General features: G+C 70.8%; 25 protein-coding genes and 1 pseudogene. 7 read left to right on the top strand and 19 right to left on the bottom strand.

Annotated features, from left to right (window positions below):
• Positions 1-17 precede the first annotated feature (17 nt).
• A complete protein-coding gene (locus ACFY36_RS24785) occupies positions 18-638 on the top strand; it encodes a class I SAM-dependent methyltransferase (protein ID WP_499748313.1) in 621 nt (206 codons plus the stop codon).
• Here ACFY36_RS24785 and ACFY36_RS24790 read toward each other — a convergent pair.
• The 10 genes and pseudogenes from ACFY36_RS24790 to ACFY36_RS24835 all read right to left on the bottom strand — a co-directional run bounded on the left by ACFY36_RS24790 (position 629) and on the right by ACFY36_RS24835 (position 11,436).
• Positions 629-1,087, bottom strand: coding sequence for a DUF4396 domain-containing protein (locus ACFY36_RS24790; protein ID WP_499748314.1), 459 nt, complete (start codon positions 1,085-1,087; stop codon positions 629-631). The two genes, ACFY36_RS24785 and ACFY36_RS24790, sit on opposite strands and share 10 nt — an antisense overlap.
• A gap of 108 nt (positions 1,088-1,195) precedes the next feature.
• The gene (locus tag ACFY36_RS24795; RefSeq protein WP_499748315.1) at positions 1,196-1,567 is read right to left on the bottom strand and encodes a hypothetical protein; all 372 of its coding nucleotides are present in this window, start codon (positions 1,565-1,567) and stop codon (positions 1,196-1,198) included.
• A gap of 648 nt (positions 1,568-2,215) precedes the next feature.
• Positions 2,216-3,484, bottom strand: coding sequence for an MFS transporter (locus tag ACFY36_RS24800; protein WP_499748316.1), 1,269 nt, complete (start codon positions 3,482-3,484; stop codon positions 2,216-2,218).
• 146 nt (positions 3,485-3,630) lie between these two features.
• Positions 3,631-4,500, bottom strand: coding sequence for a zinc metalloprotease HtpX (htpX, locus tag ACFY36_RS24805; protein WP_499748317.1), 870 nt, complete (start codon positions 4,498-4,500; stop codon positions 3,631-3,633).
• A gap of 197 nt (positions 4,501-4,697) precedes the next feature.
• Positions 4,698-6,155, bottom strand: coding sequence for an NADH-quinone oxidoreductase subunit N (locus ACFY36_RS24810; protein ID WP_499748318.1), 1,458 nt, complete (start codon positions 6,153-6,155; stop codon positions 4,698-4,700).
• The gene (locus tag ACFY36_RS24815) at positions 6,152-7,606 is read right to left on the bottom strand and encodes a complex I subunit 4 family protein (RefSeq protein ID WP_499748319.1); all 1,455 of its coding nucleotides are present in this window, start codon (positions 7,604-7,606) and stop codon (positions 6,152-6,154) included. Before ACFY36_RS24815 ends, ACFY36_RS24810 begins: the two co-directional genes overlap by 4 nt.
• Positions 7,603-9,498 carry an NADH-quinone oxidoreductase subunit 5 family protein gene (locus tag ACFY36_RS24820; RefSeq protein WP_499748320.1) on the bottom strand — a complete coding sequence of 632 codons (1,896 nt, stop codon included), beginning with the start codon at positions 9,496-9,498 and terminating at the stop codon, positions 7,603-7,605. The genes ACFY36_RS24815 and ACFY36_RS24820 overlap by 4 nt, the downstream gene beginning before the upstream one ends.
• A complete protein-coding gene (gene nuoK / locus ACFY36_RS24825) occupies positions 9,495-9,869 on the bottom strand; it encodes an NADH-quinone oxidoreductase subunit NuoK (protein ID WP_499748321.1) in 375 nt (124 codons plus the stop codon). Before nuoK ends, ACFY36_RS24820 begins: the two co-directional genes overlap by 4 nt.
• A 392-nt stretch (positions 9,870-10,261) precedes the next feature.
• Positions 10,262-10,819, bottom strand: a pseudogene (locus ACFY36_RS24830) (NADH-quinone oxidoreductase subunit J family protein); the annotation flags it as partial.
• Positions 10,816-11,436: a NuoI/complex I 23 kDa subunit family protein gene (locus ACFY36_RS24835; RefSeq protein ID WP_499748322.1), complete on the bottom strand. Its 621-nt coding sequence runs from the start codon at positions 11,434-11,436 to the stop codon at positions 10,816-10,818. The gene ACFY36_RS24835 and the pseudogene ACFY36_RS24830, both read right to left, overlap by 4 nt.
• Positions 11,437-11,510: 74 nt before the next feature.
• Here ACFY36_RS24835 and ACFY36_RS24840 point away from each other — a divergent pair, with 74 nt between their 5' ends.
• Both ACFY36_RS24840 and ACFY36_RS24845 read left to right on the top strand, forming a co-directional pair.
• Entirely contained in the window at positions 11,511-12,053 is a 543-nt protein-coding gene (locus tag ACFY36_RS24840; RefSeq protein WP_499748323.1) for a Uma2 family endonuclease, read from the top strand.
• A gap of 12 nt (positions 12,054-12,065) precedes the next feature.
• Entirely contained in the window at positions 12,066-12,353 is a 288-nt protein-coding gene (locus ACFY36_RS24845; protein WP_499748324.1) for a hypothetical protein, read from the top strand.
• Between the two features lies 1 nt (position 12,354).
• Here the strand turns inward: ACFY36_RS24845 and nuoH are convergent, their stop codons facing one another.
• The 6 genes from nuoH to ACFY36_RS24875 form a co-directional block, all read right to left on the bottom strand.
• Positions 12,355-13,314, bottom strand: a complete 960-nt coding sequence (gene nuoH, locus ACFY36_RS24850) for an NADH-quinone oxidoreductase subunit NuoH (RefSeq protein ID WP_499748325.1) — start codon at positions 13,312-13,314, stop codon at positions 12,355-12,357.
• A complete protein-coding gene (locus ACFY36_RS24855) occupies positions 13,314-13,919 on the bottom strand; it encodes an NADH-quinone oxidoreductase subunit C (RefSeq protein WP_499748326.1) in 606 nt (201 codons plus the stop codon). Before ACFY36_RS24855 ends, nuoH begins: the two co-directional genes overlap by 1 nt.
• A gap of 21 nt (positions 13,920-13,940) precedes the next feature.
• The gene (locus ACFY36_RS24860; protein WP_499748327.1) at positions 13,941-15,239 is read right to left on the bottom strand and encodes a DUF2252 domain-containing protein; all 1,299 of its coding nucleotides are present in this window, start codon (positions 15,237-15,239) and stop codon (positions 13,941-13,943) included.
• 11 nt (positions 15,240-15,250) lie between these two features.
• Positions 15,251-15,799, bottom strand: a complete 549-nt coding sequence (locus tag ACFY36_RS24865; RefSeq protein ID WP_498700786.1) for an NADH-quinone oxidoreductase subunit B — start codon at positions 15,797-15,799, stop codon at positions 15,251-15,253.
• Positions 15,800-15,812: 13 nt separating this feature from the next.
• A complete protein-coding gene (locus ACFY36_RS24870; RefSeq protein WP_499748328.1) occupies positions 15,813-17,276 on the bottom strand; it encodes a pyridoxal phosphate-dependent decarboxylase family protein in 1,464 nt (487 codons plus the stop codon).
• A 72-nt stretch (positions 17,277-17,348) separates the two neighbouring features.
• Positions 17,349-18,677, bottom strand: a complete 1,329-nt coding sequence (locus ACFY36_RS24875) for an MFS transporter (RefSeq protein WP_499748329.1) — start codon at positions 18,675-18,677, stop codon at positions 17,349-17,351.
• A gap of 49 nt (positions 18,678-18,726) precedes the next feature.
• On the opposite strand from ACFY36_RS24875, the gene ACFY36_RS24880 reads away from it, so the two are divergent.
• Complete coding sequence (locus ACFY36_RS24880; RefSeq protein WP_499748330.1) at positions 18,727-20,118, top strand: gamma-glutamyltransferase; 1,392 nt, start codon at positions 18,727-18,729, stop codon at positions 20,116-20,118.
• Between the two features lie 7 nt (positions 20,119-20,125).
• Here ACFY36_RS24880 and ACFY36_RS24885 read toward each other — a convergent pair whose 3' ends face one another.
• Entirely contained in the window at positions 20,126-21,058 is a 933-nt protein-coding gene (locus tag ACFY36_RS24885) for an NAD-dependent epimerase/dehydratase family protein (RefSeq protein WP_499748331.1), read from the bottom strand.
• 103 nt (positions 21,059-21,161) lie between these two features.
• Here ACFY36_RS24885 and ACFY36_RS24890 point away from each other — a divergent pair, with 103 nt between their 5' ends.
• The gene (locus ACFY36_RS24890) at positions 21,162-21,842 is read left to right on the top strand and encodes a TetR/AcrR family transcriptional regulator (RefSeq protein ID WP_499748332.1); all 681 of its coding nucleotides are present in this window, start codon (positions 21,162-21,164) and stop codon (positions 21,840-21,842) included.
• Here ACFY36_RS24890 and ACFY36_RS24895 read toward each other — a convergent pair.
• Together ACFY36_RS24895 and ACFY36_RS24900 are read right to left on the bottom strand one after the other, a co-directional pair.
• Positions 21,835-22,644, bottom strand: a complete 810-nt coding sequence (locus tag ACFY36_RS24895; protein ID WP_499748333.1) for a class I SAM-dependent methyltransferase — start codon at positions 22,642-22,644, stop codon at positions 21,835-21,837. The genes ACFY36_RS24890 and ACFY36_RS24895 overlap by 8 nt on opposite strands.
• Positions 22,641-22,946, bottom strand: coding sequence for an MGMT family protein (locus ACFY36_RS24900; RefSeq protein WP_499748334.1), 306 nt, complete (start codon positions 22,944-22,946; stop codon positions 22,641-22,643). Before ACFY36_RS24900 ends, ACFY36_RS24895 begins: the two co-directional genes overlap by 4 nt.
• A gap of 61 nt (positions 22,947-23,007) precedes the next feature.
• Here ACFY36_RS24900 and proB point away from each other — a divergent pair, with 61 nt between their 5' ends.
• Entirely contained in the window at positions 23,008-24,120 is a 1,113-nt protein-coding gene (gene proB, locus ACFY36_RS24905; protein ID WP_499748335.1) for a glutamate 5-kinase, read from the top strand.
• Positions 24,121-24,130: 10 nt separating this feature from the next.
• Positions 24,131-25,375, top strand: coding sequence for a glutamate-5-semialdehyde dehydrogenase (locus ACFY36_RS24910; protein WP_499748336.1), 1,245 nt, complete (start codon positions 24,131-24,133; stop codon positions 25,373-25,375).
• The last annotated feature ends 92 nt before the right edge of the window (positions 25,376-25,467 follow it).

The following is a 25,467-nucleotide window of genomic DNA, read 5'->3' on the forward strand; positions in this document are numbered from 1 at the left end:
ATCGGAGTGAGACCACTATGAGATACAGCGACGTGGTGGCCCGCAACCGGGAGGCGTACGGGCCGGAAGCCGCCGCCGATCGGGACACGTTCACCAAGCAGCCGTGGAAGCGCTCCGAGCGCGCGGCGTTCCTCGACCGGCTCCGCGCGGCCCGCGCCTCGTCGCTGCTCGAGATCGGTTCGGGTACGGGCCAGGACAGTGCCTGGTTCCAGTCCGAGGGCCTGGAGGTCACGGCGGTCGACCTGTCGCCGTCGATGGTCTCCCGCACCGAGGCCAAGGGTGTCCGGGCGTACGCGCGAGACGTCCTTGACCTCGGTTTTCCGGCCGAGTCGTTCGACGCGGTGTATTCGATGAACACGCTGCTGCACGTGCCGACGGACGCCCTGAACGACGCGCTGATGTCGATCTGCTCGGTCCTGCGTCCCGGCGGCCTGTTCCACCTGGGCGTCTACGGAGGCGCCCACGAGGAGGGCGTGGCCACCAACGACCACCATGTGCCGCCGAGGTTCTTCGCCTTCCGCTCCGACGAGGAGATGCTCACCCACGCGGCCCGGCATTTCGAGATCCTCGACTTCCACGTGCACGTGATGGGCTTCCGCTATCAGTCGCTGACGCTGGTCCGTCCGGTTCAGTGGTGATGGTGGTAGTGGTGCGCTACGGCGTGCCCCTTGCCCCGCGAGATCATCCACCGGTTGACCGGCACGGTGACGACGAAGGCGACGGCAAGCGCGACGACGAGGCTCCCCCAGAAGCGGAAGTCGGCGAGCCCCGCTTCCATGGCGCCCGGGATGACAAGTAGCGCGGCGTTGTCGACAAGCTCCATCACGGCGATGGAGACGGTGTCGGCGGCGAGGGCGACACCGAGAGCCCGCTTGAAGCCGACCCCGGCCGCGAGAACGGGCCGGATGGCCAGCGTGTAGCCGAAGAGAAAGGCCAGCGCGACGGAGAGCGCGATGGTCGGCGCGTTCCCCCACCCGAGGGCCGTCCCGATGACCATGCCCAGAATCTCCCCGATGGCACAGCCGGTAAGGCAGTGCAGAGTTGCCGAGATCGCCGACCGAGTCAGTTCCTTCGATGCCGTAGTCATACTCCGAACATACCCCCCAGGGGTATATGCGGCGGACGCGGAAGCGACGAAAACAAGTAATGGGCGTCACGCCATGGCCCAGCCGGGTTGCGGCTCAGCGACGGGGAGCTACGCCGGTGGGTGCTCGTCGTAGGGATCGCGGGCACCCAGCATGTCGGCGAGCGCGACCCCGCGCCGCACGGCCAGGCGGCGGCGCCGGCGCACCTCGGCCCGGGTACGGGGCCGGAACTTCGGGTCGCGGCCGCACCCGCAGGTCTCGAAGCCCTCATAACGCAACCCGGCACCCAGCACGGCCGCCACGGCCGCCCAGCCGGAGGAGTCACGGCGGCGGGGCGCGGCGAAATCGTGACCCGCCCGCACCATCGGCACACGGCAGCGCGGACAGGGATGGACCACCCCGTCCCACGGCTGCTTGCTGCTGTGGCGGCACGGCACGCACACGTAATGAACCCTGTAGAAGACCTGGGCGTACCGGCACATGCCGCCAGGATCCCGGACCCCTCGACGCCGGCGCGACTGAAATATCGAGCGGCGGATGTCAGCAGTCCAGGCTCAGCCGAGTCTGCCAATTCGTCGGGCAAGCGTTGAGGCTGGTGACAACCGCTCGAAGTTCGTTGGGAGTCATCGGCCCGCCACAACTGACGTGCCGGACGAAGTAGTCAGCCGGAACTTCGCGGAACTCAGTCGACCCTGTGCCGCCAGGCCTCATGAAGTGGATCACGCGACGGACCGGCGATCCAGGAACTCGAACCAGAACGTCGAAGACGAAGGCATCGCTTTCGTTCACGACGTCGACCAGAAGTTCGTGTGACTCGCCGGGGTCGTCAGGGTTCGGCTCGAGCCCGGCAGCTTGGGCGAGGATGAGCCGCGCCCGCCATGCGTCGGCGTCTTTCTGCCGCCCTTCGCGCTCGCGCTGCTCCTGGGCTTGAACCAGGCGCTCTTCCGCGTAGCGTGCTGCCTCCCGGCGACGGCCGCGTATATCGATGGTGATGAGGACCGAGGCGACGAGAACGGCCCCGGAACCGCGTTTCCGCTGGTACCGGGGCCGCTCTGTCTGCCTGTGGCGGGTAGTGGGTTCGAACCTCTGCAGCTTTCGCGACGGATTGCAGTCCGTCGCGACGGCTGGGGTCAGGCCGGCTCGGCGGCCAAGGCCTGACTCAGGCGGTCGGACGCTCGGCGGTCGGCCTGAGCTATCGAGCCGTGCGGGATGGCGGCGACCAAGGCGGCCACCATCAAGACCACGGCGGCGAAGACGAAAGCCCACGGCAGGCCGCCCGGGCGGTCGACGATGGCGCCGGCCACGGCTCCGCCGGCGGCGCTTCCTGTTACCGAGACGGTGACGATCCAGGTGTAGGCCTCGTTCAGCATCGATGGTGGGGCCAGGCGGCCCACCAGGTTGCTCTCCACCGTCAGGGCGGGGGCAATCGTCGCTCCTCCCAGGACCAGGGCCGCTCCCAGCCACAGCGGGCTCGGCATGAACGCCAGGATCAGGAAGCTCAGCGAGACACTGCCCAGCAGCCAGGCGAACTGGCGCGGGAGGGGCATCGCCGGGCGGCGCGTGCCGAACCAGATGCCGCCGATCGCGCTTCCCACGCCCCAGATGCCCAGCAGGACGCCGCCCAGGCCGTCGCCGCCGCCGTGGTGGGTGGCGTACGCCGGGACGATGACGCCGGCCGCGCCGAACGCCATGCCCAGGGCCACCACGCACAGGAGCAGGGCCGGGAAGCCCGAGACCTTCAGCGGGCCCAGGCCCCGGGCCGCGTCGAGGGACTCGTGGCGGTGCCAGTGGCGCATCACGGGCAGGCGGGCGATCACCAGCGTGCCGAGCAGGGTGGCGCCGGCCGCGCCCAGCAGGGCCGTGGCCGGGTTGCTGGTCAGGACGACCAGTGCGGCCACCAGCATCGGGCCGAGGACGAAGACCAGCTCGAACAGGGAGGTCTCGGCGGCCATGGCGGCGCCTCGCAGGTGGTGGTTGCCGCCGCCGATCTCCGTCATGTCGGTCCAGGCCCGGCGGATGGCCGCGGTCAGCGGCGGGTACGTCGCCCCGGCCACCGCCGAGGCCACGAAGATCCAGGGAAGGGCGGACTCGCCGGAACGGCTGACCAGGACCAGGGCGACCAGCGCCACGGGGTGCAGGATCGCCGTGGCGAAGAGGATCGGGGACGGTCCGATGCGGTCGGCCAGGCGGCCGGCGATCGGGCTGACCGCGGCGCCCGCCAGGGCGTACACACCGCCGGCGAGACCCGCCGCGGCATAGCGGCCCGTCTCCTGCTGGACGAGGAGCAGCAGAGCCAGCGGGGTCATGCCGATACCTAGCCGGGCAAGTATCCCCACGCTGAGCAGGACCCACCCGCCCGGCAGGTGCCAAACGCCCAGGTACTGACGCAACGCGGTCACTTCTTCGCTCCCCACTCCAGTAACGACCGATACGGCTCCCGACCCTAACGCCGGTCCGGGTCGCAACACATCCGAAATCTGAGCGCTGGTGTCCGGAAACACAGCGATGGACCGCCCGCGAACGGGCGGTCCATCAGAGAGAACGGTCAGCGGTACTGAATGGCACCGGCCTGCTGGCGCAGCCGGGCGACGCGCTGCTCCATCGGCGGGTGGGTGGAGAACAGCGAGGCGATGCCGCCGCCCTTGAGGGGGTTGGCGATCATCAGGTGCGCGGCGCTGGTGAGGCGGTTGTCGGCCGGCAGGGGCATGCGCTGCGCCCCGTACGAGATCTTCTCAAGTGCACTGGCCAGAGCCAGCGGGTCACCGGTCAGCGCGGCGCCGTCGGCATCGGCCTGGTACTCGCGGTTGCGGCTGATGGCCAGCTGGATGATCGTCGCGGCCATCGGGCCGAGGATCAGCATCGCCAGCAGCGCGGCCGGGTTGGGGCTGTCGTCGTCGTCCGAACCGCCCAGCGGCAGGAAGATCGCCAGCTGCGCGATGCTCGTGATGATGCCGGCCAGCGCGGCGGCCACACTCGAGATCAGGATGTCCCGGTTGTAGACGTGGGAGAGCTCATGGCCGATGACGGCCCGCAGCTCACGCCGGTCGAGCAACTGGGTGATGCCCGTGGTCACGGCGACCGCGGCATGCTGGGGATTGCGGCCGGTCGCGAACGCGTTCGGCTGCATCGTCGGCGAGACGTAGAGCCGCGGCATCGGCTGGCCGGCGGTGGTCGCCAGCTCACGGACGATCTGGTGGAGGGCCGGGAACTCGGCCTCGCTGACCGGCTGGGCGCGCATGGCCCGCAGGGCCAGCTTGTCGGAGAAGAAATACGAGCCGGCGTTCAGGGCCAGCGAGATGACCACCGCGAACACCAGGCCGCCGCTGCCGCCGAGCCAATAGCCCGCGCCCAGGATGAGGGCGGTGAGCAGACCCAGCAGAGCGGCCGTCTTGAGGCCGTTGTGATGGCTGTGCACAGCAACTCCTTCAGCATGCGGATCCGGTAGGACCCGCATCCCATGGAACATCGCCCGCCGGGAAATTCATCCGTCACGGACTGTGAGTTCGCTGAAGGCCGGGGCGTGGGAGTTATCCACAGGCACCCGCACGATCTTGCGGTTTTTGGCGAGAATGGGTGTCAGGATGGGGGCCCCCTTTGGGAGGGCGGGGTGTCTCAGCTGAGGGCGTCGAAGAGCAGTTGCGGGGCGAAGCCGAGGGCCACGGCCACCAGCGACGCGGCGGCCACGACGAAGCCGACGGTGCGGGAGACGGGCAAGCGCGGGTGTGTGGCCGCCTCCAGCAGTGCCGGGTCGGCGACCGAAATGCCCGGTGCCTCCGGCTTTGTGTAGAGCAGCGCCGACACCCTCACGTAGTAGGCCAGGCCGATCACCGCGTTCAGCGCCACCACCCCGGCCAGCCACCCATGGTCGTTGTCGATCAGGGCGTCCACCACCGTGACCTTGGCGAAGAGCCCGGCCAGGCCCGGCGGCAACCCGGCCAGGCCGGCGAAGGCCAGCACCAATGCCGCGCCCAGCCACGGTGAGCGCCGGCCCGCCCCGCGATAGGCGAGCAGCGGTCCCCCGTCCGCACCCGGCGCCCGCAATGCCACCACCACGCCGAAGGCGATCAACTCCAGGACCACGAAGAAGACCGAGTACGCCACCGCGGCCGCCACGCCCGCGCCGCCCAGGGCCAGCGCGGCCAGGATGTAGCCCGCCTGAGCGATCGACGACCAGGCCAGCAGCCGGACCATGCGGGTCTGCCGGAGGGCGACGAGGTTACCCACCGTCATCGTCAGCACGGCCAGGACGCCGGTCAGCGCGGCCGCGTCGACCCGGGCGACGATCGCGGCCAGGGCGAGGACGCCGCCCAGCTTCGAGGCCGTCGACAGGTAGGCGGCGACCGGCAGGGGCGCGCCCTCGTACGTCGCCGGGGCCCACGCGTGCAGGGGCACGGCCGCGACCTTGAAGGCCAGGCCGATGACCAGCAGCGCGATTCCGGCGTCGGCCACGGGCGCGAAGGGGCCGGTGCCGTCGACGAGGCGGTCGAGGTGCAGGGCGCCGGTGGCCGCGTAGTTGAGGGCCGCGCCGAGCAGGGCGATCGCCGTCGAGATGACGCTGATCAGGAAGAACGTCACCGACGCGGAGGCGGAGGCGGTGCTCGCCTTCTCGCCGGGGGCGAAGCGGCGCAGGCCCACGAGCAGGTAGAGCGGCAGGGTCAGCGTCTCCACGCCGACGATCAGCGTGATGAGGTCGCCGGCGTAGCCGACGACCACGCCGCCGGTCATCGAGCAGGCCAGCAGGAAGCAGAACTCCCCGGCCGGGGCGGTCCCGAGGCGCAGCGACGGCACCGACAGGCCGAGCACGCCGACGGTGAGACCGGCGAAGACGACGGCGGACACCATGGCCAGCGGGCTCGGCACCCAGGAGCAGGACGGCGCGCAGAACGTACCCACCCGGGACCCGCCGACGACGATCGCGCCGGCCGCGGTGGCGACGCCGCCGGCCGTCAGCGCCGCGAAGATCGCGGCGCGGGAGGCGAAGAGCAGGTCGGCCAGGAGTACGAGGACCGCGGTGCCGGCCGCGGCATACAGCGGCAGCAGCGAGACGTGGTCGACTGTCTGCGCCGTCATGGCAGGGCCTCCGTCAGGGCTCGCATGGGTGCGCTCGTCGCGACCAGCACCAGGGCCGGCGCGAGCCCGACGGCCAGGGTCAGGGCGGCGAGCGGCGACCAGGCCAGCCACTCAGCCCCGGTCACTCCCGGCATCAAAGCCGACTGGGGAGCGGGCCCGTGCGTCACCCTGCGGAGAAGCCGGAGGAAGTACGCCGCGGTGAGCGCGCCGCCGATCGCCGCGAGCACGGCCAGCGTCGTCCACAGGCCGCCACCGCGCTGGACCGCGGCCACGACGGCGAAGGCCTCTCCCCAGAAGCCGGCCAGGCCGGGCAGGCCCAGGGAGGCGATCGCGGCGAAGCCGAGCACGCCGGCCAGCCGGGGCGCGGTCTCGCGCAGGCCGCCGAGCTCGGACAGCTCGCCGGTGTGGGCCCGGTCCTTGATCGAACCGGCCAGGAAGAACAGCAGGCCGGTGATGAGCCCGTGCGCCACGTTGCCGAGCAGCGCCGCCTGGAGGCCGGTCTCGCTCAGGGTGGCGATGCCGAGCAGGACGAAGCCCATGTGCCCGACGCTGGAGTAGGCGATCAGCCGCTTCAGCTCGGTCTGCCGCAGGCAGATCAGCGAGCCGGCCAGGATGGCGGCCACGGCCAGGATGCCCAGCACCGGCGCCGCCTTCTCGGCGCCGAGCGGGGCGACGCCGACGCCGACCCGGATCAGGCCGTAGGTGCCCATCTTGAGCAGCACCCCGGCCAGGATCACCGAGCCGACCGTGGGGGCCTGGGTGTGCGCGTCGGGCAGCCACGTGTGCAGCGGCCAGAGTGGCGCCTTCACCGCGAACGCGATGGCCAGCAGGGTGAAGGCCGCGTACTGGGTGGTGCGGTCGAGCCCGGCGCCACCGGCCAGCGCGGCCAGGTCGCCGGTGCCGGCCGACACCGTGACGGTGACGACGCCCAGCAGCAGGAACACCGAGCCGAAGAGCGTGTAGAGCACGAACTTGCGGGCCGCCCGGCGCCGGTCCTCGCCACCCCAGCCGGCGATCACGGCGTACATCGGAAGCAGCACGACCTCGAAGAACAGGAAGAACAGGATGAGGTCGAAGGAGAGGAAGGTGCCGGCTATGCCGGCTTCGAGGACCAACAGCAGGGCGGTCAGGGCACGGCCGGAGCTTTTTTGGATGTACGCCGTGCAGAGCACCGTGAGCAGGCCGGTCAACGCGACAAGCGGGTAGGAGACGCCGTCCACGCCGAGGTGGAAATCGAGGTTGAGCGCCGGGACCCAGGAGACGTCCACCTCGGTCCAGAGGCGCGACGCCTCATTTTTCCCGAAGGGCAGCAGGATGATCGGCACCAGTGTGGCCGCGGCGAAGGCGGTGCCGACGATGCGGGCGGTGCGGTCCCGCAGGAGCGCCACCACGGCCGCGCCCAGTGCGGGCAGCGCGACGACGGCGACCAGCGCGACTTGGTAGATCGTCATGTGGCGGCTCCGAACCAGACAGCCACGGCGCCGAGCAGCAGGGCGCCGGCGAGGACGGCCACGGCGGCGGCCGGCAGCGGCACCCGGTGGGCCACGGCCAGCGCGTTCCCGACACCGGTGGTTCCGGTGCCGGTGCCTTCGACGGCCGCGTCCACCACCTTCTCGTCAGTGGCGGTGATGACCTTCGCGGCCGCGCGTACCGGGCGTACCACCAAGCGGTCCTGAATGGTGTCGAGGTGGAAGCCGGAGGCGAACAGATGCCGGGCCGGGCCCAGCGCCGCGGCCGGATCGGCGCCCGGAACCGCCTGCCAGAGCCACCACGCCGCGCCCGCACCGGCCGCCAGCAGCAGCAACGGCAGGACGATGGCGACGCTCAAGTGCGGATCTTCCATCTCGAGGGCGGTCCGGAAGCCCGGCGCGTACGCGACGAGGCCGAGCAGCGCGGCCGGGATCGCGAGGATCAGAATCGGCCAGCGCATCGCACCGGGCGGATCATGCGCGGTGCTCGGCGCCGTGTAGCGGGCGTCGTCGAAGCCGATCTCCCAGTCCGGGCCGTCGGGGCCGTGGGCGCGCGAGATGCCGAAGAAGGCGCGGAGCAGGAGCCTGGTCGCGTACCAGGCGGTGACCAGGACGGCGAACAGGGCGGCCAGCCAGACCACCCAGCCGACCCACACGGGCGCCGTCTCGCCACCCTCGGTGGCATGGGCGGCCGCGGTCAGCACGTTCTCTTTGGACCAGAAACCCGACAGCGGGGGTACGCCGGCGAGCGCGCCCAGGCCCACGACGAACGACCAGAACGTCACGGGCATGTGCTCGCGCAGCCCGCCCATCCGGGAGAGATAGTTTGTGCCGACGGCATGGATCACCGCACCGGCCGCGAGGAAGAGCAGCGCCTTGAACGCGGCGTGGGTGAGCAAGTGGAACAGCGCCGCGGCGGGCGAGCCGACCGCGAGCGCGCCGGTCATGTAACCGATCTGGCTGACCGTCGACCAGGCCAGGACCCGCTTCATGTCGTCCTGCGCGGTCGCGCTGAGCGCACCGAGCAGGATGGTGATCGCGGCCATGACACCGAGGGTGGCGAGCGCGGCCGGCGACTCGTCGTAGAGCGGGTAGAGCCGGAAGACCACGTACACGCCGGCGGCGACCATCGTGGCCGCGTGGATCAGCGCCGAGATCGGCGTGGGGCCGGCCATCGCGTCGGGCAGCCAGGTGTGCAGCGGGAACTGGGCGCTCTTGCCGGCCACCCCGGCCAGGATCAGCAGCAGGGCGGCGGTGAGGGTGCCGCTGGAGTAGTCGTGGGCGAGCAGGTCGGCGATCCGGGAGGTGCCGGCACCGGCGATCAGAATCGCGACGCCGAGCAGGAAGCCGACGTCGCCGACCCGGGTGACCAGGAAGGCCTTCACGGCGGCGGCGGGCGCCTCGGGCAGCCGGCGGTCGTGGCCGATGAGCAGGTACGAGCAGGCGCCCATGACCTCCCAGCCGACCAGCACGCCGATCAGGTCGCCGGACGTGACGACCAGCAGCATGGCGCCGGTGAAGAGGCTGATCTGGGCCGCGTACGGGGCATAGCGCGGATCGTCGTGCAGATAGGCGACCGAGTAGATCTGCACGAAGAGGGCGACGGTGGCGACGGCGAGCGCGACGTAGAGGGCGGCCACGCCGACGCTGAAACCGACCGTGAGGTCGATGTCGCCGATGCTCACCCAGTGTGCGCTGGAGTCGATCGGCTTGTGCGCGAAGAGCAACAGGCCGAGCGTCACGACGAGTGAGGCGGCGGCCCCGGCGATACCGAGCGTGGCGGCCGGGCGCCGCCGGTCGCCGTCGCCCGGTGGCAGCAGGAGACCGATGAGGCCCAGCAGCAGCGGCACGCCGGGAATCAAGGCGGCGATCACCCGGTCACCTGCTCTTCGTCCTCGTGCTGGTGCAGCGCGACGTCGTCGAGCACGACGGCGCGGCGCAGACGGTAGTACTGCAACACGATGGCCAGTCCGACGCCGACCTCGGCGGCCGCGATGACGATGATGAAGAGCGCGAAGATCGCGCCGGCCTTCGGCTCGGCCGAGGGATAGGCCCAGGCCTCCGGTTGTACGCCGGTGAGCGTCGACTTGATCGACGCGTCGGCCGCGACCAGGATGAGATTGACGGCGTTGAGCATGAGCTCGACGGCCATCAGCACGAGGATCGCGTTGCGCCGGCGCAGCACGCCGTAGACCCCAAGGGCGAAGAGCAGGGCGGCGATCACGTACGGGATGACGGCGTGCATCAGGCGTCATCCCCCTTCGGAAGCTCCCTCGGCGCGGGCGGCAGCGCCGGCTGCTCCTGGTCGGGGATGGGCTCGCCGACCGTGTTCTCCACCTTGCGCGGGCCGGTGTCGGGCGGGGGCGGATCCTCACCGCCGAGCGCCGGGCCGGCCTCGCGGGCGCGGAAGACGACGTCGCGGGCCTGCTCGCGGAGCAGTTCGTCGCGGGTCATCTCGGAAGGGTCGCGGCGCTCCGCGGTCTTCGTGTCCACGCCCGTGACGGCGACGCTCTCGGCGGCCCCGTTCTCGGCCGCGGCGGCCTGGTTGGCCGCGGCCACCTCGGCCGCGTGCTGGGCGCGGACCCGGGCCTGGGCGGCGGCCTGGCGGGCGGCGATCCGCTCCAGGCGGGCCACCACCTCGGGCGACTCGTCGATCGGGCTCGGCGGCGGCCCCACGTCGGCGGGGTCGGCGCCGGGCCGGGCGCCGATGTCGGGACGGGAGAGGACGATGGCGCCGACCAGGGCGGCCAGCAGCAGAATCGAGAGGACCTCGAACGGCAGCACCCAGGCGCCGAAGATCTGCTCACCGACCCGGCGGCCGGTGCCCGGCGGGGGCAGCTCGTACCGGGTCCAGCGGAAGGCGTCCATGAGCAGCACGGACAGCCCGACACCGACGCCGGCGCCGATCAGGGCGGCCGGCCCGGCCGGACGGTCCAGGTCGGGCGACGGACCGATCGGGGCCCGGGTGAGCATCACGGCGAACAGCAGCAGGACGACGACGGCGCCGACGTAGACGAGAACCTGGACCCAGGCGACCAGCTCGGCGCCGAGCACCAGATAGAGGCCGGCGATCGCGCCCAGGCTGACGACCAGATAGAGACCGGCCCGAACCAGATGGGTGCTGGTGACGACGAGGGCGCCCGAACCGACCGCGATCACGCCGAGAGCCAGCATCAGCGCGTCCGCGACGGTCACTGCTCCGGCTCCGTCGGGGCGGGGCGCTGTGCGGCTGGGCCGGCGGGACGGCGTACGGAAGGCCTCGCGGTCTTGGCGGCAGTGGCCGCACCCGGACCCGCGGCCTTGCGTTCCGCCGTCGCCTCCTCCTTGGAGGGCTCGCCGAGCACGTCGTGAGCCGGCGGCGGAGGCACGGTGCGCATCCACTCGCCCAGCCGGTCCTTGTCGTGCAGCAGGTCGAGGACGTCGACCTCGGAGTATTCGAACTCGGGCGTCCAATGCAGCGCGTCGAACGGGCAGACCTCGATGCAGATGCCGCAGTACATGCACAGCGAGAAGTCGATGTCGAACCGATCGAGCACGTTGCGCTGACGCGCCCGAGCCGCCCCCGGCACGACGACTTCTTCCTTGTGCGAGTCGATGTAGATGCACCAGTCCGGGCACTCGCGCGCACAGAGCATGCAGACGGTGCAGTTCTCCTCGAGAAGAGCGATCACGCCACGGCTACGAGGCGGCAGATCAGGCTCGACATCGGGATACTGCTGAGTGGTGGACCGCTTGGTCATCGTCTTGAGCGTGACCGCGAGCCCTTGGACCAGACCCTTGCCGGGCGTGCCGCGCTCCCCGTCGTCACTCACAAAGAGACATCCTGCCCCGTCCGGCCGAGTGACGCGAGCACACCCCCGCCAGATCTTCCAGTACGGTGCGTCCAATGACCGCCACGACGAGCGATCTCGAGAATTTCCCGGTCGACAACATCCGCCGCGAACTGTTCAACGGCAGGCTGCACACGTCCTCGTCGTTCCCGTGCGCTCACCAAGCACTGACGGTGTCGCTCGGCGTCGCCCTGACGAGAAGTTGCCCCGGCCATCTCTTCGTCACCCACGCGAACGAAGTCGAGTTGGATCCCCACAACGTGTTCATCCCCGATCTGATGGCGGTCGACTTCGAGGCGACACGCTCCGGAGCCGGCAAGTTCCCCGCCGCCGAGGTCACCCTCGTCGCCGAGATCGTCTCGCCGGGCACCCAGGGCATCGACCGCGTGACGAAACCGGCCGCCTACGCCCGGGCCGGGATCCCCCACTTCTGGTTGATCGAAACCCTGAACGGCCTGGAAGTCACCGCCTTCGAGCTGAACCCGGAAACCCAGAGCTACGAGGAGACCGGTGTCTTCTCGGGCGACGACACCATCCGTGTCGAGCAGCCCTGGGCCATCGAGATCCCGCTGGCCAGCGTTCGCCCGCGAAATCTCTAGATGAGGTCCGTGATGACCAGCCGCCCTCCCGAGGGTGCCTGGACCACCGAGTTGCTCGACGGCGTGCTTCTCGTGCATCCCTCCCCCACGGATGTCCACCAGATCATCGCGATGCGTCTCATGTCGTCTATGGAGGACTCCTGCCCTTCGTCGTTCCAGGTCACGCAGGGCGTCGAGGTGCGGATCAGCCGGCAGTGCGCGTTCAGGCCGGACGTCCTCGCGGCGACCGACGCGGCGGCACAGCGGAGGGCCGCCTTCTACGAGCCGAGGGAAGTGGTGCTCGCTCCGCGCTATCTCTGAGTTACGTCAGAACCTTGACGGTCGCGGTCAGGACCAGCTGGGCCAGGGAGAGCGGGACCAGGACCAGCCAGCAGAGGCGTTGCAGCTGGTCCTCGCGCAGGCGGGGGTAGCTCACGCGCAGCCAGATGATGACGAACGAGACGGCGAAGATCTTCACCAGCGTCCACAGCCAGCCGAGCTGGTCTTCGAACGGGCCGTGCCAGCCGCCCAGGAACAGGACCGTGGTCAGGGCCGCGATCACGACGATGCCCACGTATTCGGCCAGGAGGAAGAACGCGAAGCGCAGGCCCGTGTATTCGGTCATGTAGCCGAAGACCAGTTCCGAGTCGGCGATCGGCATGTCGAACGGTGGGCGGCGGATCTCGGCCAGGCCGGCGATGAAGAAGACGATCGCGGCCGGGGCCTGCCAGAGCAGCCACCAGGGACGCCACGCCTCGACGATGCCGGGCAGGCTCAATGTGCCGGCTGCCATCGCCACGCTCGCCGCCGCCAGCACCAGCGGGAGCTCGTAGCCGAGCAGCTGGGCGGCGCCGCGCAGGCCGCCGAGCAGGCTGTATTTGTTGGCCGAGGCCCACGCCGACATCAGCACGGCCACCACGCCCACGCCCAGCACGGCCAGGACGAAGAACAGACCCACGTCCAGCGCCTGGGCGACGAGGCCGCCGGGTCCGAGCGGGATGACGAGCAGGACCAGGAGGTACGGGAACAGGGCGACCAGAGGCGCGAGGCGGAAGACCCGCCGGTCGGCGTCGCGGGGTGTGATGTCCTCCTTCTGGACGAACTTCACCCCGTCGGCGACCAGCTGCGCCCAGCCGTGATAGCCACCGGCGTACATCGGGCCGAGCCGGCCCTGCATGTGGGCCATCACCTTGTGCTCGGTCTGGCCGACGACGAGCGGCAGCACCAGGAAGCCGGCAACGACGGCCAGCACCCTGATCGTGAGATCGAGCCACAGTGGCATCAGGCTTGGGGTCCCCACTCGTTGGGGGCGGGCACGCCCGGCGGGCGCATGGGTGCGCGCTTCGCCGTACCCGCCTCGGACTCGCCCGGCTCCTTGGCGCCCGGCCAGGCCTTGGCGACACGGGAGGCCAGCACGAACTCCTTGCGCAGCGGATGGCCCTCGAAGCCGGGCGGCAGCAGCAGCGGGCGCATGTCGGGGTGGCGGGCGAAGGTGATGCCGAACATCTCGTGCGTCTCGCGCTCGTGCCAGTCGGCCCCTGCGAACAGCTCGGTGACCGACTCGATGACCGGCTCGTCGCGGGGCACGAGGGTGCGCAGCAGCAGCGCGTGCCGGCGGCGCGTCGAGTAGAGGTGGGCGACGACGCGGAACCCGTCGTCGCCCTCGTCGACGGCGGACAGCCAGTCGAAGAAGTCGCAGCCGAGGGCGCCGTTGTGCTTGGCCGTGCCGACCGTCTCCCACCACCGGGCGGCGGGCACGTCGAGGACGGCCCGCTCGTGGCCGGGGCCGCCACCGGAGAGGCCGGCGACGATCTCGCCCGGAGGCGCGTCCGGGGAGTCGTCGGTCAGGAGCGCGACCAGGCGCTCGCCGACCTCTTCAGGCGTCATGGCGTCATCTTATGGGGGCTTTCACAAGCCCGGCAGTCGCCCGTTGCGGAACACGTCGACGAAGTCCTGATGATCTTCCCGGGCCTGGTCGCCGTACCGATGGGCGAACTCGACCAGGTGCCGTACGAAACCGGCCTCGTCCTTGTCGATCTCGGCCACGATGGCCTCCTCGGTGGAGAAGTCGACGAGGTCGTGGCTGGACTCGTCGTCGGCCACCGAGTGCATGCGGGCGACGGCCCGGCCCAGATCGGAGATCACGCCGGTGAGCTCCTCGGGCTCGTTGACGTCGGCCCAGTCGAGGTCGGCCGCGTACGGCGAGACCTCGGCGACGAGCTGGCCGACACCGTCCAGCGTGGTGTAGCCGACCCACAGGTCGGCGTGCGCCTGCAACGCGTGCTGCGACTCGGCCGTACGGTGGCCCTGGTGCTGGAAGTAGGAGCGGACCCGCTCGTCGTCGATCCAGCGCGCCACGGCCGGCACCTGCGCCTGCTTCATGTAGATGATCACGTCGTTCTCGAGGGCCTGTGTGTGCCCTTCGAGCAGCAGGTTGTAGCTGGGCAGCCCGGCCGAGCCGATGCCGACGCCCTTGCGCAGCTTGATGTCCTTGATGTGGCTGGCCACCGGCCGGGTGGCGTGCGGCAGCGTGGTCAGATATTGCTCGAAGGCTTCTGTGACGGCGGCGTCGGTGGCCTCGTCGGTCTCGTAGACGCCGTCGAGCAGCGCGAACCGCCGCTCGTAGTCGTCGATGACGGTCTGGGTGCTGAGCAGGTCGACCCGCGTGTTGAGGCGCGCCTCCTGCAACACGCGCCGGAGCACACCGTCCGCGTTGTCCAGGGTGATCGAGCCGATGGCGTCGTCGCCGCCGGTCGCGATGGCCCGCAGCTCGGTCAGATAGGACCGCGCGAACGTCGTGACCAGGGCGGTGATGTTGTCGTCGGACAGGGCTTTCTGATATCCGATGAGCGCCACGCTGGCCGCGAAGCGCTTCAAATCCCAGGAGAAGGGTCCGACGTACGCCTCGTCGAAGTCGTTGACGTTGAAGACGAGCTGCCCGGACGAGTTCATGTACGTCCCGAAGTTCTCGGCGTGCAGGTCGCCGTGGATCCAGACCCGGCTGGTCCGCTCGTCGAGGAAACTGTCGTCCGCGAACCCGCCGGACAGGTCGGCGTAGAAGAGCGAGGCGCTGCCCCGGTAGAAGGCGAACGGCGACGCGGCCATCTTGCGGAACTTGCGCCGGAAAGCGGCCGGATCGACCGCGATCAACCCGCCGAATTCCCTGGTCAGAACTTCGATGATGAAGTCCGCGCGGTGCTCAGTCATACCTGCGGAGACTAGTCCCCGCTTGCACCCTGCGGGGTCACGATCGGAGCGCTGAGTGACGAGACATCCCGCCTACCGGCCAACGGGTCGGGCCGGGACACCCCGCCGGGCCCGGCCTGCTCGGCCGCGATCTTCTCCTGCAGTCGCAGAATGCCGTGCAGCAGCGCCTCGGGCCGCGGCGGGCACCCCGGCACGTAGACGTCGACCGGGATCAGCTGGTCGACACCCTTGGTGACCGAGTACGAGTCCCAGTACGGCCCACCGCAGTTGGCGCAGGAGCCGAACGAGATCACGTATTTGGGCTCGGGCATCTGGTCGTAGAGCCGCTTGATGGCCGGTGCCATCTTGTCGGTGACCGTCCCCGACACGACCATGAGGTCGGCCTGCCGGGGCCCGTGGGCGAACGGGATGACCCCCATCCGCATGAAGTCGTGCCGGCTCATGCTGGACGCGATGAACTCGATCGCACAGCACGCGAGCCCGAAGTTGAACACCCAGAGCGAATAGCGCCGCCCCCAGTTCAGCACGAACTTGATGGGATCCCCGACAACACCTGGCAGACCGGACACAGCCTCAACCTACTCCCTGTCCCTGGCCACCTGGCCGCTGGAGCAGGCTCAGGAAGCCGGTGAGCAGCGCCTCACGCAGGCCGGGCGGCGCCACGTTGAGCAAGGAGTTGACGGCGGCCATCTTGGTGAAGTCGCCACCGCCGAGCCCCATGGTCTCGGCCAGCCCCGCGATGAGGTCGGGCGTGACCATCTCGGGGGTCAGCGCCCCGGCGGCCTCGAGCAACGGCGCGGGCAGCACGACGGGCCCGGCCGCCCGGGCCGCGGCGACGGCATCGGCCAGGTCGCCGGCGAATTCGGGCGCCGTCGCGCGCACCGAGGCCGTCACGGTCAGATGGATCGTGGGCGGCATGCCGGCGTACGCCATCTGCGGTTGGGTGTGCCACCCGCGCGCGGCCAGCTCGTCGGCGAGGACGAAGAGGTCGACCCCGCCGCCGCCCTCGTCGGAGGTCAGGCAGACGACGCTGGTCTCGGGTGGGGCGAAGAGGCGGAGACCGGGGGTGGCCGTCACCGCGTCGGCCAGGAGCTTCACGGCCTCGCGCGTGCGGCCGGCCAGCTCGAGATAGCCCGCGTCGCCGATGTGGCGCAGGGTGGCCAGGGCGGCGGCGATCGGGCCGCCCGAGCGGGTGGACGAGATGATCGGGTTGATCATCGTGTAGCCGGGCCAGCCCGCATACGCGAAATACTGCGGCAGGCGCAGGGTCTCGTCGCGGTGGAGCAGGATCGACACGCCCTTGGGCGCGTACGCGTATTTGTGCAGGTCGACCGAAATGCTCGTGACGCCGTGGACCGAGAAGTCGAACGGCGGCAGGTCGGCGCCCAGGCGCCGCAGATAGGGCAGCACCCAGCCGCCGAAGCACGCGTCGACGTGGAATCGCACGCCGCGCTCGGCGCAGACGGCCGCGATCCGCGGGATCGGGTCGACGACGCCGTGTGCATAAGAAGGAGCGGACGCGGCGACCAGGACGGTGTCGGGGCCGATGGCCGCGGCCAGGGCGGCCGGGTCGGCCCGGAGGTCGTCGCCGACCGGGACGACGTCGAGGGCCACGCGCAGGTAGTGCGCCGCCTTGGCGAAGGCGGCGTGCGCGGTGGACGGGATCACCAGGCGCGGCGTCGCCAGATCGGGGCGGGAATCGCGGGCCGCCTTCACGGCGAGGATCAGCGACTCGGTGCCGCCGCTGGTGACGCTGCCGACCGTCTGCTCGTCGCCGCCGAGAAGGCCGGCCGCGGCGCCGACCAGAGCGTTTTCCATGGCGAGCAGTGACGGGAACGCGGTGGGGTCGAGGCCGTTGACATGCGCGGAGATGGCATAGGCGGCGCGGGCCAGGTCGTCGAGGCCGTCGAGCGCCGGGTCGTAGACATAGGCGAACAGGCGGCCGCCGTGTGTCGGCAGATCGGCCGACCGCAGCTGCTGGAGCTCGGCGAGGATCTGGTCACCTGGAACGCCCTTGTCGGGCAGTGCCTCGAACATGCCGATGACGCTAGCCCACGGCCCTCTCGGCGATAAGCGACCAAAGGATCGGCCCGACCCCTACCAAAGTATCTAGCGCTCGATGTCCCTGTAGGCGCGTAATAGCGGGACCGCGGCAGCCACCAGCACGGCCGGCACCACGGTGAAACCGAGCAGCACGCCCAGCCGGGCGGTGTCGTCCTGCGGGGCGGCCTCGCCCGTCGACGACGACACATATCCGAAGACCTGGAGGACCAATGCGAAAAGCCCCGGACCCAGCGCGAGGCCCAGCGTCTCACCGGCTGTCCAGAGGCCCGTGAAGACGCCGGCCTGCCTCTTCCCGGTTCGCTCGGTGTCGTGGGCGATGCAGTCCGGCAGCATGGCCATCGCGAAGACCTGCTGTCCGGCATAACCCACGCCGATGACCGCGACGATCAGATAGATCGGCAGCGGCGGCAGCGCCGGCGCGGCGAGCAGCACGAGCGCGCCGGCCGCGAAGAGCAGCGACCCGGCCACCAGCGAGCGCAGCTTGCCGTAACGGTGGCCCGCCCGCGTCCACAGTGGCATGACGAGCAGGGCCGGCCCGACGAAGGCGGCGAAGAGGAAGGTGGCGCCCGAATCCCGGTCCACGACGTGGTCGGCGAAGTACTGCACGCCGGCCAGCATGGTGCCGATCCCGACGGCCTGGATCACCCAGCAGAGCAGCAGCGCGCGGAAAGGGCGGTTCGCCGCCGCGACGCGCAGCTGGGTCCGCAGGTCGGGCTCGGCCGCCGGCGCGGTGCGGGTGGCGGCGCCGCGCGTGCCGAAGTAGACGCCCAGCGTGCCCACGATGATGAGGAGGCCGACGAAGATGCCCGACCAGCGATGGCCCACCAAGCCGCCGCCGGCCTGCTCGACGACCAGCGGGGCCAGCGCGCCGGAGATCAGGATGGCCAGCGCCAGGACGGCGACGCGCCAGGTCATGAGGCGGGTCCGCTCGCCGTAGCCGTCGGTCAGCTCGGCCGGCATGGCGACGTAGGGCACCTGGAAGAAGGCGTACGCCGTGGCGGCCACCAGGAAGGCGACGGCGACGTAGGCGCCGGCGGCGGCCCCGCTGCCGAACGGGCCGGCGAAGATCGCGGCGAAGAGCACGCCCAGGAGCAGGCCGGCGACGAGCAGGAAGGGACGGCGGTCGCCGCTGCGGTCGGAGATCCGGCCGGCGACCGGGTTGACCAGGACGTCCCACGCCTTCGGCAGCAGGACGAGGAGGCCGGCGACGCCAGCCGCCACACCTAACGTATCCGTCAGATAGGGCAGGAGGAGCAAACCCGGCACGGTGCCGAACGCGCCGGTCACCAGCGAACCCACCGAATATCCGGCTAAAACACGACGAGGCAGCGCCGGCGCCGGCCGTACGTCGGGAGAGGGACCCGCAGTCGTCATGAACGCGGATGGTAACCATGATCACGCGCTTGGCTCTACGCTTCGCGAAATGAAACGGGTTCCTGCGGGGGTCGCCGCCAGCCATCCCGCGACCGCGGAGGCCGGGCTGCGCATCCTGCGCGCGGGCGGCACGGCGGCCGACGCGGCGGTCGCGGCCGTTCTCGCCTGCTGCGTGGCCGAGACCATCTACACCGGGCTGGGCGGCGGCGGGTTCGCCACCTACTTCGACGCGGCCACCGGCGAGGTCACGTGCCTCGACTTCTTCGTCGCGGTGCCGGGCACCGACGGGGATCGCGAGGCCGGGCCGATGCTGGCGGTCGACGTGTTCTTCGGCGGGATGCCGCAGGTCTACTCGATCGGCGGGGCGAGCGTCGCGGTTCCGGGGGTGCCGGCCGGCTGCGGCGAGGTGCACCGGCGGTGGGGGCGTCTGCCGTGGGCCGACGTGGTGGCGCCGGCGACGGCGATCGCGCACAGCGGGGTGGCGGTGCCGCCGGCGCACGCGCAGACGCTCGACGCTTGTGCGCCCGCACTGGCCTGGGGTGAAGGCGCCGACGTCTACATGCCGGGTGGGCGGCGCCTTCAGGGCGGCGACCTGCTGCGCCACGAGGGGCTCGGCACGGCGATGGAGAACCTCGCGGCGGCCGGGCCGGAGATCTTCTACACGGGTGAGTACGCGGAGCTCATGGTCGACACGGTCCGGGCGGCCAACGGCAGTCTGGGGCTGCGGGACCTGGCCGACTACCGGGTGCTGGAGACGCCGGTCGACCACGCGATGCTGGCGGGGCACCGGGTGCGGGCGCGGCACGATCTCAATAGGACGGTCGACACGATCGCCGGGCTGCCGGACGATCTGAGCCTGCCGGGACGGGCCGTCGGGGTCGCCACGGCGTTGCGGGACCAGGGGCGGCAGAAGATCGGTGACACCACGAACGTGTCGGTGGTGGACGCCGACGGGAACGCCTGCGTCATCACCACGACGTTGGGGCTGGGGTCGGGGGTCTGGCTGCCGGGGCTGGGCATCAACCTGAACTCGATGCTGGGCGAGGGTGAGCTGATCACCAGCGACCTGGCGCCGGGCCGGCGGATGTCGTCGAACATGTGCCCACTCGTGGTGATCGACCCGGAGGGCGATCTGGCGGTCGCGGCCGGGTCGGCCGGGGCGTCGCGGATCAGGACGGCGCTGATCACCACGTTGCTCGGGGTGCTGGTCGACGGTCTCGACATGGGCGGGGCGATCGGGCGGTCGCGGTTCCACGTGGTCGACGACACCGTGCACGCCGAGCCGGGATGCCGGCGGGACGAGCTGGCCGCGCTGGCCGGGGCGGGGTTCCAGATCAGGCAGTGGCCGGACAAGAACCACTACTTCGGCGGCGTGACCGCCGTGGGTCAGGCCGGCGCCTCCGGCGATCCCCGCCGCGACGGCGTCGGCCTGCTCCTGTGAAAGGCGGTCACATCGTGCGGGAGGCGATGGACCGGGCGTCGTCGGCGGTTTCCTGGATGCCGATGTCGAGCGGGGTCGCGGTCAGGCCGAACGTGCGCTCGGTCAGGGAGCTGTCCAGATGGAAGGGGGCGTAGAACTGATAGTCCATTTCGGCCAGTTCGCGGCTCATCGGGTGGACCAGGCCGGCCGTGCGCATCATGAAGCGGGGCATCTTGTGCAGTGTGAGGTGGGGCTTGCCGGTCAGGGTGCAGTAACGGTCGGCCAGCTCCTTGATGGTGATGGCCGGATTGGTCGGGGTGTGCCAGGCGCTGCCCCAGGCGCGTGAGTCGGCGGCCAAGGTGACCATCGTGCGGGCCATGTCGCCGGTGTAGGTGAAGCTGTGGGGCATGGTCGGGTCGCCGGGGACCCAGGCCGACTTGCTGCCCTTCTCGATGGCGGGGAACAGGACCGCCGAGAAGACGCCGACCGCGCCCTCGCCGATGTAGTCCGAGCCGCGCACCTCGACCGTGCGGGCGCCGCTGGCCAGGGCGTCCTGCCACATCTTGATGCGGACCTTGCCCTTACGGCCGACCGCTGCCATCGGGGTGCTCTCGGTCATGTGGCCGCCCGGCTGGGGGCCGTAGACGTAGAGGTTGCCCGTGATGACGTACACCGCGTCGTTGGCCTTGGAAGCGGCGATCATCGCGTCGTTCATCGGGAACCAGAGCTTCTCCCACTCGGTGTACTTCGGGTTCGCGCAGTTGTAGAGCGCCTGCGCGCCCTCGGTCAGCTCGGTCAGCCGGCGGGCGTTGGAGGCGTCCGCGGCGACCCGCTCGATCAGCGGATGCGACGGGCCGCTGCCGCTGCGGGTCACCATCGTGACGCTCTCGCCCCGGTCGGCGAGCAGGCGGGCGACGTTCGAACCGATCGGGCCGGAACCGACGATCACATGCGAAGCCATTAGGTGTTCTCCTTTGCGAGCAGTGCTCTCTGACAGGACCAACGATGGCACGAGCACTGAGTAAAAGCAAGAGCACTGCTCTCGTTATGGCACACTGGTCTGCATGAGCGCCTCAGGAGTACGTGCCCGGGTGCGGGCCGAGATGACCGAAGAGATCAAGGCAGTGGCGAAACGTCACCTGGTCACGGACGGTGCGAACCTCTCCCTGCGTGCGGTCGCGCGGGACATGGGCATGGCCTCGTCCGCGGTCTACCGCTATTTCGCGAGCCGCGACGAACTCCTGACGGCGCTCATCATCGACGCCTACAACGCGGTGGGTGACGCGGCCGAGCGGGCGGCCGCCGCGCCGGCCGGCGACCTTGATCGCTTTTTAGGTGCGACCCACGCCGTACGGGACTGGGCGCTGGCCAATCCGCACGAATGGGCCCTGATCTACGGCAGCCCGGTGCCCGGATACGAGGCCCCGCAGGACACCGTCGGCCCCGCGACCAGGGTCATCCTGCTGATCGCGGGCATCGTGCGGGACGCCTATCTGGCCGGCCGGGTCGCCGACCGCGAGCCGATCACCGGCGGGTTCGCCGACGAGCTGGGCCGGGTCGCCGAGCAGTACACCCCGGGCGCGCCGCCCCGGCTGGTCGCGGCCGCCCTGTCGTCCTTCCTGCACCTCGGGGGCGCGATCAGCGCCGAGCTCTTCGGCCAGCTCAAGAACTCGGTCGACGAGGACCGCCGCGGCTTCTTCGACTATCAGATGCGCGGCGAGGCCGACCGCATCGGCCTCATCTGATGGCCGAAGTAGCCGCGTGCAGCACGTGGCCGCCCGGTGTTGAGGGCGGGACGTCCGGCCGGCCGAAATAGGCGGCCGCGAGCTGGGACGGCCCGAGATCGGTGATCGCCCCGAAACCGAGCCCGGTCAACTCGGCCGCGATCTCCGGCGGCTCGAAATACGTCAGCCACGGCTCCCCCAGCCGGGCCACCCGTGAAGCCCGCGCCTCGAGCTGCTCACGACGCTCCCGCGGCATGGTCGCCGGGGACTGCGCGTAGTCGAAGACGACCTCGTTGCCGTCACGCTCGGCGACGAACCGCAGTGTGGCGAGGCAGCTTTCCCTGGTCAGATAGGGCACCACGCCCAGCCACAGGAAGAACGCCGGCTCCTCCAACTCGAGCCTCAACGACTCGCGCTCGAAGTCCACGCCCCGATAGGTCACCGACGGCGGGACCGTGATGCCGGCGGCGGCGAGCCGTTCGCGCTTCCAGCGCTGGGTGTCCGGGTGGTCGACCTCGGTCACTCTGAGTTCGGCGTACGGGTTGCGGTACGCGAACGTGTCGAGACCGGCCCCGAGCACCACGACATGGCGGACGCCCCGGTCGACGGCGGCCGCGAGCGCGTCCTCGGCGAAGCGGTGGCGGGCCGCGATGAAGACCCGCATCGCCCGGCGCGGGGCGTCGGCCAGCAACTCCTCCTCCGGGAGCCCGAGGAGACGTACGGCCACATCGTCCTTGAAGATCTTGCCTTGCTCCAGGATCTGGTGCGCCGCGCGGTAGCGGGCCGCGCTCATCGCCGTACGGCTCGGCTCTCCGGTCCTCATGACGGCATCCAGCTGGCGAGGGCCATGTTCACGTGGTCACCCTTGAGGGGGACGCCCTCGGAGAGCAGACGTTGACGGGCCTCCCGCTCGTGGCCGGGCGGCATGCGGCCCGCGCTGTTCACCACCCGGTGCCAGGGGACACCGCCGCCGTGCCGGGCCATGATGCTGCCGACCTGGCGGGCCGAGTTGCGACCCGAGAGATCGGCGAGCACGTCGGCGATCGCGCCGTACGACATCACGCGCCCCTCGGGGATCCGCTCGACGAGTGAAAGCACCTCTTCGACGTACTCCTGCGGTGTCACTCGGGCCACGATATGGGATCTCGGCCCGGTTCCGGGCGCCCGTCCGAGCAGAATTGGCCGGGTGCGCGAAGAAGTGACCGATGCCCGGCGGATCGTGGTCAAGGTGGGCTCGTCCTCGTTGACCACGGCCTCGGGCGGTATCGATGAGCAGCGCGTCGACGCGCTGGTCGACGCGCTCGGCGGTCTCGCGACCGGCGGACGCGAAGTGGTGCTGGTGTCCAGCGGAGCGATCGCGGCCGGGCTCGCCCCGCTGCGGCTGCGCCGGCGACCACGCGACCTCGCCACCCAGCAGGCAGCCGCGTCGGTCGGGCAGGGCCTGCTGATCGGGCGGTACACGGCCGGCTTCGCGCGGCACGGGCTGACGGTCGGCCAGATCCTGCTCACCGTCGACGACGTGACCCGGCGGGCGCACTACCGCAACGCCTATCGCACGCTGCGCAAACTGCTCGACCTGGGCGCCCTGCCGATCGTGAACGAGAACGACACGGTCGCCACCGAGGAGATCCGCTTCGGCGACAATGACCGGCTCGCGGCGCTGGTGGCGGCCCTGGTCGACGCCGACCTGCTGGTGCTGCTCTCCGATGTGGACGCGCTCTACACCGGCAGCCCGTCCGACCCCACTTCCCGCAAGATCTCGTACGTCGGTGACGACTCCGACCTCGAGGGCATCAGCATCGCCGCCCCGGGCAAGTCGGGAGTGGGCACCGGCGGCATGGTGACCAAGGTCGAGGCGGCCCGGATAGCCACCGGATTCGGCATCCCGGTCGTGCTCACGGCCGCCCCGCAGGCGGGCGCGGTGCTGGCCGGCGAGGAGGTCGGCACGCTGTTCCGGGCGGCGGCGCACCGGCCCGCGGCCCGGCTCTTCTGGCTGGCCCACGCCACCGCGCCGCGCGGGCGGCTCCACCTCGACCCGGGCGCGGTGGCCGCGGTGGTGGCGCGCCGCAAGTCGCTGCTGCCGGCCGGTATCACGGCGGTCGACGGCTCGTTCGCCGCCGGCGACCCGGTCGACCTGGTCGACGCCGATTCGGGCGCCCCGGTCGCTCGCGGGCTGGTCAACTACGACGCCGTCGAGCTGCCGGCGCTGCTGGGACGCTCCACCCCCGAGTTGGCCGCGGCGCTCGGGCCAGGCTATGAACGTGAAGTAGTCCACCGCGACGACCTCGTACTCCTCTGAGAGGGCCACCATGAGCACCGTCTTGCAGCAGGCCGCCGACGCACGGGTGGCCTCGATCGACCTGGCCAGCGCGACACGGGCCGAGAAGGACCGAGCCCTCCTGCTGATGGCGGACCGCCTGGAGGCGAGCACCGGCGACATCGTCGCGGCCAACGAGGTCGACGTACGGAACGGGCGCGCGGCCTCGCTGTCCGACGCGATGATCGACCGGCTGACGCTGACCCCCGAGCGCGTCACGGCGATGGCCGACGGACTGCGCGAGCTGGCGGCGCTGCCCGACCCGGTAGGCGACGTGGTGCGCGGCTCGACGCTGGCCAACGGCCTCGAATTGCGCCAGGTGAGGGTGCCGTTCGGCGTGGTCGGGATCGTCTACGAGGGCCGGCCGAACGTGACGGCCGACGCGGCCGGCATCTGCCTGAAGTCGGGGAACGCGGTGCTGCTGCGCGGCTCGGGCTCGGCGCTCAGCTCGAACGCGGCGATCGTGGCGGTGCTGCGCAAGGCGGTCGCCGACACCGGCCTGCCGGCCGACACGATCCAGTTGCTCGACGCCACGACCCGCGACTCGGTGAAGGAGCTGATGCGGGCGCGCGGCCTGGTCGACGTCCTGATCCCGCGCGGCGGCGCCTCGCTGATCAAGGCAGTGGTCGAGGAGTCGACGGTGCCGGTGATCGAGACGGGCGTGGGCAATTGCCATGTGTACGTCGATGAGGCAGCCGACCTGGAAAAGGCGCTCGCGGTGGTGCTGAACTCGAAGACGCAGCGCCTGTCGGTGTGCAACACGGCGGAGTCGCTGCTGGTGCACAGCGAGATCGCCGACCGCTTCCTGCCGCTGATGCTGGCCGAGCTGGCCGACGCGGGGGTGACGGTGCACGGCGACGCCCGGGTGTCGCCGTACGACGAGAACGTGGTGCCGGCGACCGAAGAGGACTGGGGAACGGAATATCTGTCGGCCGACATCTCAGTCGGCGTGGTCGACTCGCTCGACGACGCGCTGGAGCACATCCGCCGCTACGGCACCGGCCACACCGAGGCGATCATCAGCGAGTCGCTGGCGGCCACCCGCCGCTTCGCCGCCCGTGTCGACGCCGCCGCGGTAATGATCAACGCCTCGACCCGTTTCACCGACGGCGGCGAGTTCGGCTTCGGCGCCGAGATCGGCATCAGCACCCAGAAACTGCACGCCCGGGGCCCGATGGGTCTGCCCGAGCTGACCTCGACGAAGTACATCGTCACCGGCAACGGCCACACGAGGTAGGACGAAGTAGCGCGAGGCCGCCAGCCCGCCGACTCCACGTCGACCTCCCGGCCCGACTTTTCGGATTTGTCCGGAGAGCCACTTTCCGCCGA

This window comes from Actinoplanes sp. NPDC000266, assembly GCF_042899005.1.
Classification (GTDB): domain Bacteria; phylum Actinomycetota; class Actinomycetes; order Mycobacteriales; family Micromonosporaceae; genus Actinoplanes.

Excerpts from the sequence above, each read along its gene's own strand:
- ACFY36_RS24785 (WP_499748313.1), top strand. The coding sequence starts at position 18 with ATGAGATACAGCGACGTGGTGGCCCGCAACCGGGAGGCGTACGGGCCG.
- ACFY36_RS24790 (WP_499748314.1), bottom strand. The coding sequence starts at position 1,087 with ATGACTACGGCATCGAAGGAACTGACTCGGTCGGCGATCTCGGCAACT.
- ACFY36_RS24795 (WP_499748315.1), bottom strand. The coding sequence starts at position 1,567 with ATGTGCCGGTACGCCCAGGTCTTCTACAGGGTTCATTACGTGTGCGTG.
- ACFY36_RS24810 (WP_499748318.1), bottom strand. The coding sequence starts at position 6,155 with ATGACGGCGCAGACAGTCGACCACGTCTCGCTGCTGCCGCTGTATGCC.
- ACFY36_RS24815 (WP_499748319.1), bottom strand. The coding sequence starts at position 7,606 with ATGACGATCTACCAAGTCGCGCTGGTCGCCGTCGTCGCGCTGCCCGCA.
- nuoK (WP_499748321.1), bottom strand. The coding sequence starts at position 9,869 with ATGCACGCCGTCATCCCGTACGTGATCGCCGCCCTGCTCTTCGCCCTT.
- ACFY36_RS24840 (WP_499748323.1), top strand. The coding sequence starts at position 11,511 with ATGACCGCCACGACGAGCGATCTCGAGAATTTCCCGGTCGACAACATC.
- ACFY36_RS24845 (WP_499748324.1), top strand. The coding sequence starts at position 12,066 with ATGACCAGCCGCCCTCCCGAGGGTGCCTGGACCACCGAGTTGCTCGAC.
- nuoH (WP_499748325.1), bottom strand. The coding sequence starts at position 13,314 with ATGCCACTGTGGCTCGATCTCACGATCAGGGTGCTGGCCGTCGTTGCC.
- ACFY36_RS24855 (WP_499748326.1), bottom strand. The coding sequence starts at position 13,919 with ATGACGCCTGAAGAGGTCGGCGAGCGCCTGGTCGCGCTCCTGACCGAC.
- ACFY36_RS24860 (WP_499748327.1), bottom strand. The coding sequence starts at position 15,239 with ATGACTGAGCACCGCGCGGACTTCATCATCGAAGTTCTGACCAGGGAA.
- ACFY36_RS24870 (WP_499748328.1), bottom strand. The coding sequence starts at position 17,276 with ATGTTCGAGGCACTGCCCGACAAGGGCGTTCCAGGTGACCAGATCCTC.
- ACFY36_RS24875 (WP_499748329.1), bottom strand. The coding sequence starts at position 18,677 with ATGACGACTGCGGGTCCCTCTCCCGACGTACGGCCGGCGCCGGCGCTG.
- ACFY36_RS24880 (WP_499748330.1), top strand. The coding sequence starts at position 18,727 with ATGAAACGGGTTCCTGCGGGGGTCGCCGCCAGCCATCCCGCGACCGCG.
- ACFY36_RS24885 (WP_499748331.1), bottom strand. The coding sequence starts at position 21,058 with ATGGCTTCGCATGTGATCGTCGGTTCCGGCCCGATCGGTTCGAACGTC.
- ACFY36_RS24890 (WP_499748332.1), top strand. The coding sequence starts at position 21,162 with ATGAGCGCCTCAGGAGTACGTGCCCGGGTGCGGGCCGAGATGACCGAA.
- ACFY36_RS24895 (WP_499748333.1), bottom strand. The coding sequence starts at position 22,644 with ATGAGGACCGGAGAGCCGAGCCGTACGGCGATGAGCGCGGCCCGCTAC.
- ACFY36_RS24910 (WP_499748336.1), top strand. The coding sequence starts at position 24,131 with ATGAGCACCGTCTTGCAGCAGGCCGCCGACGCACGGGTGGCCTCGATC.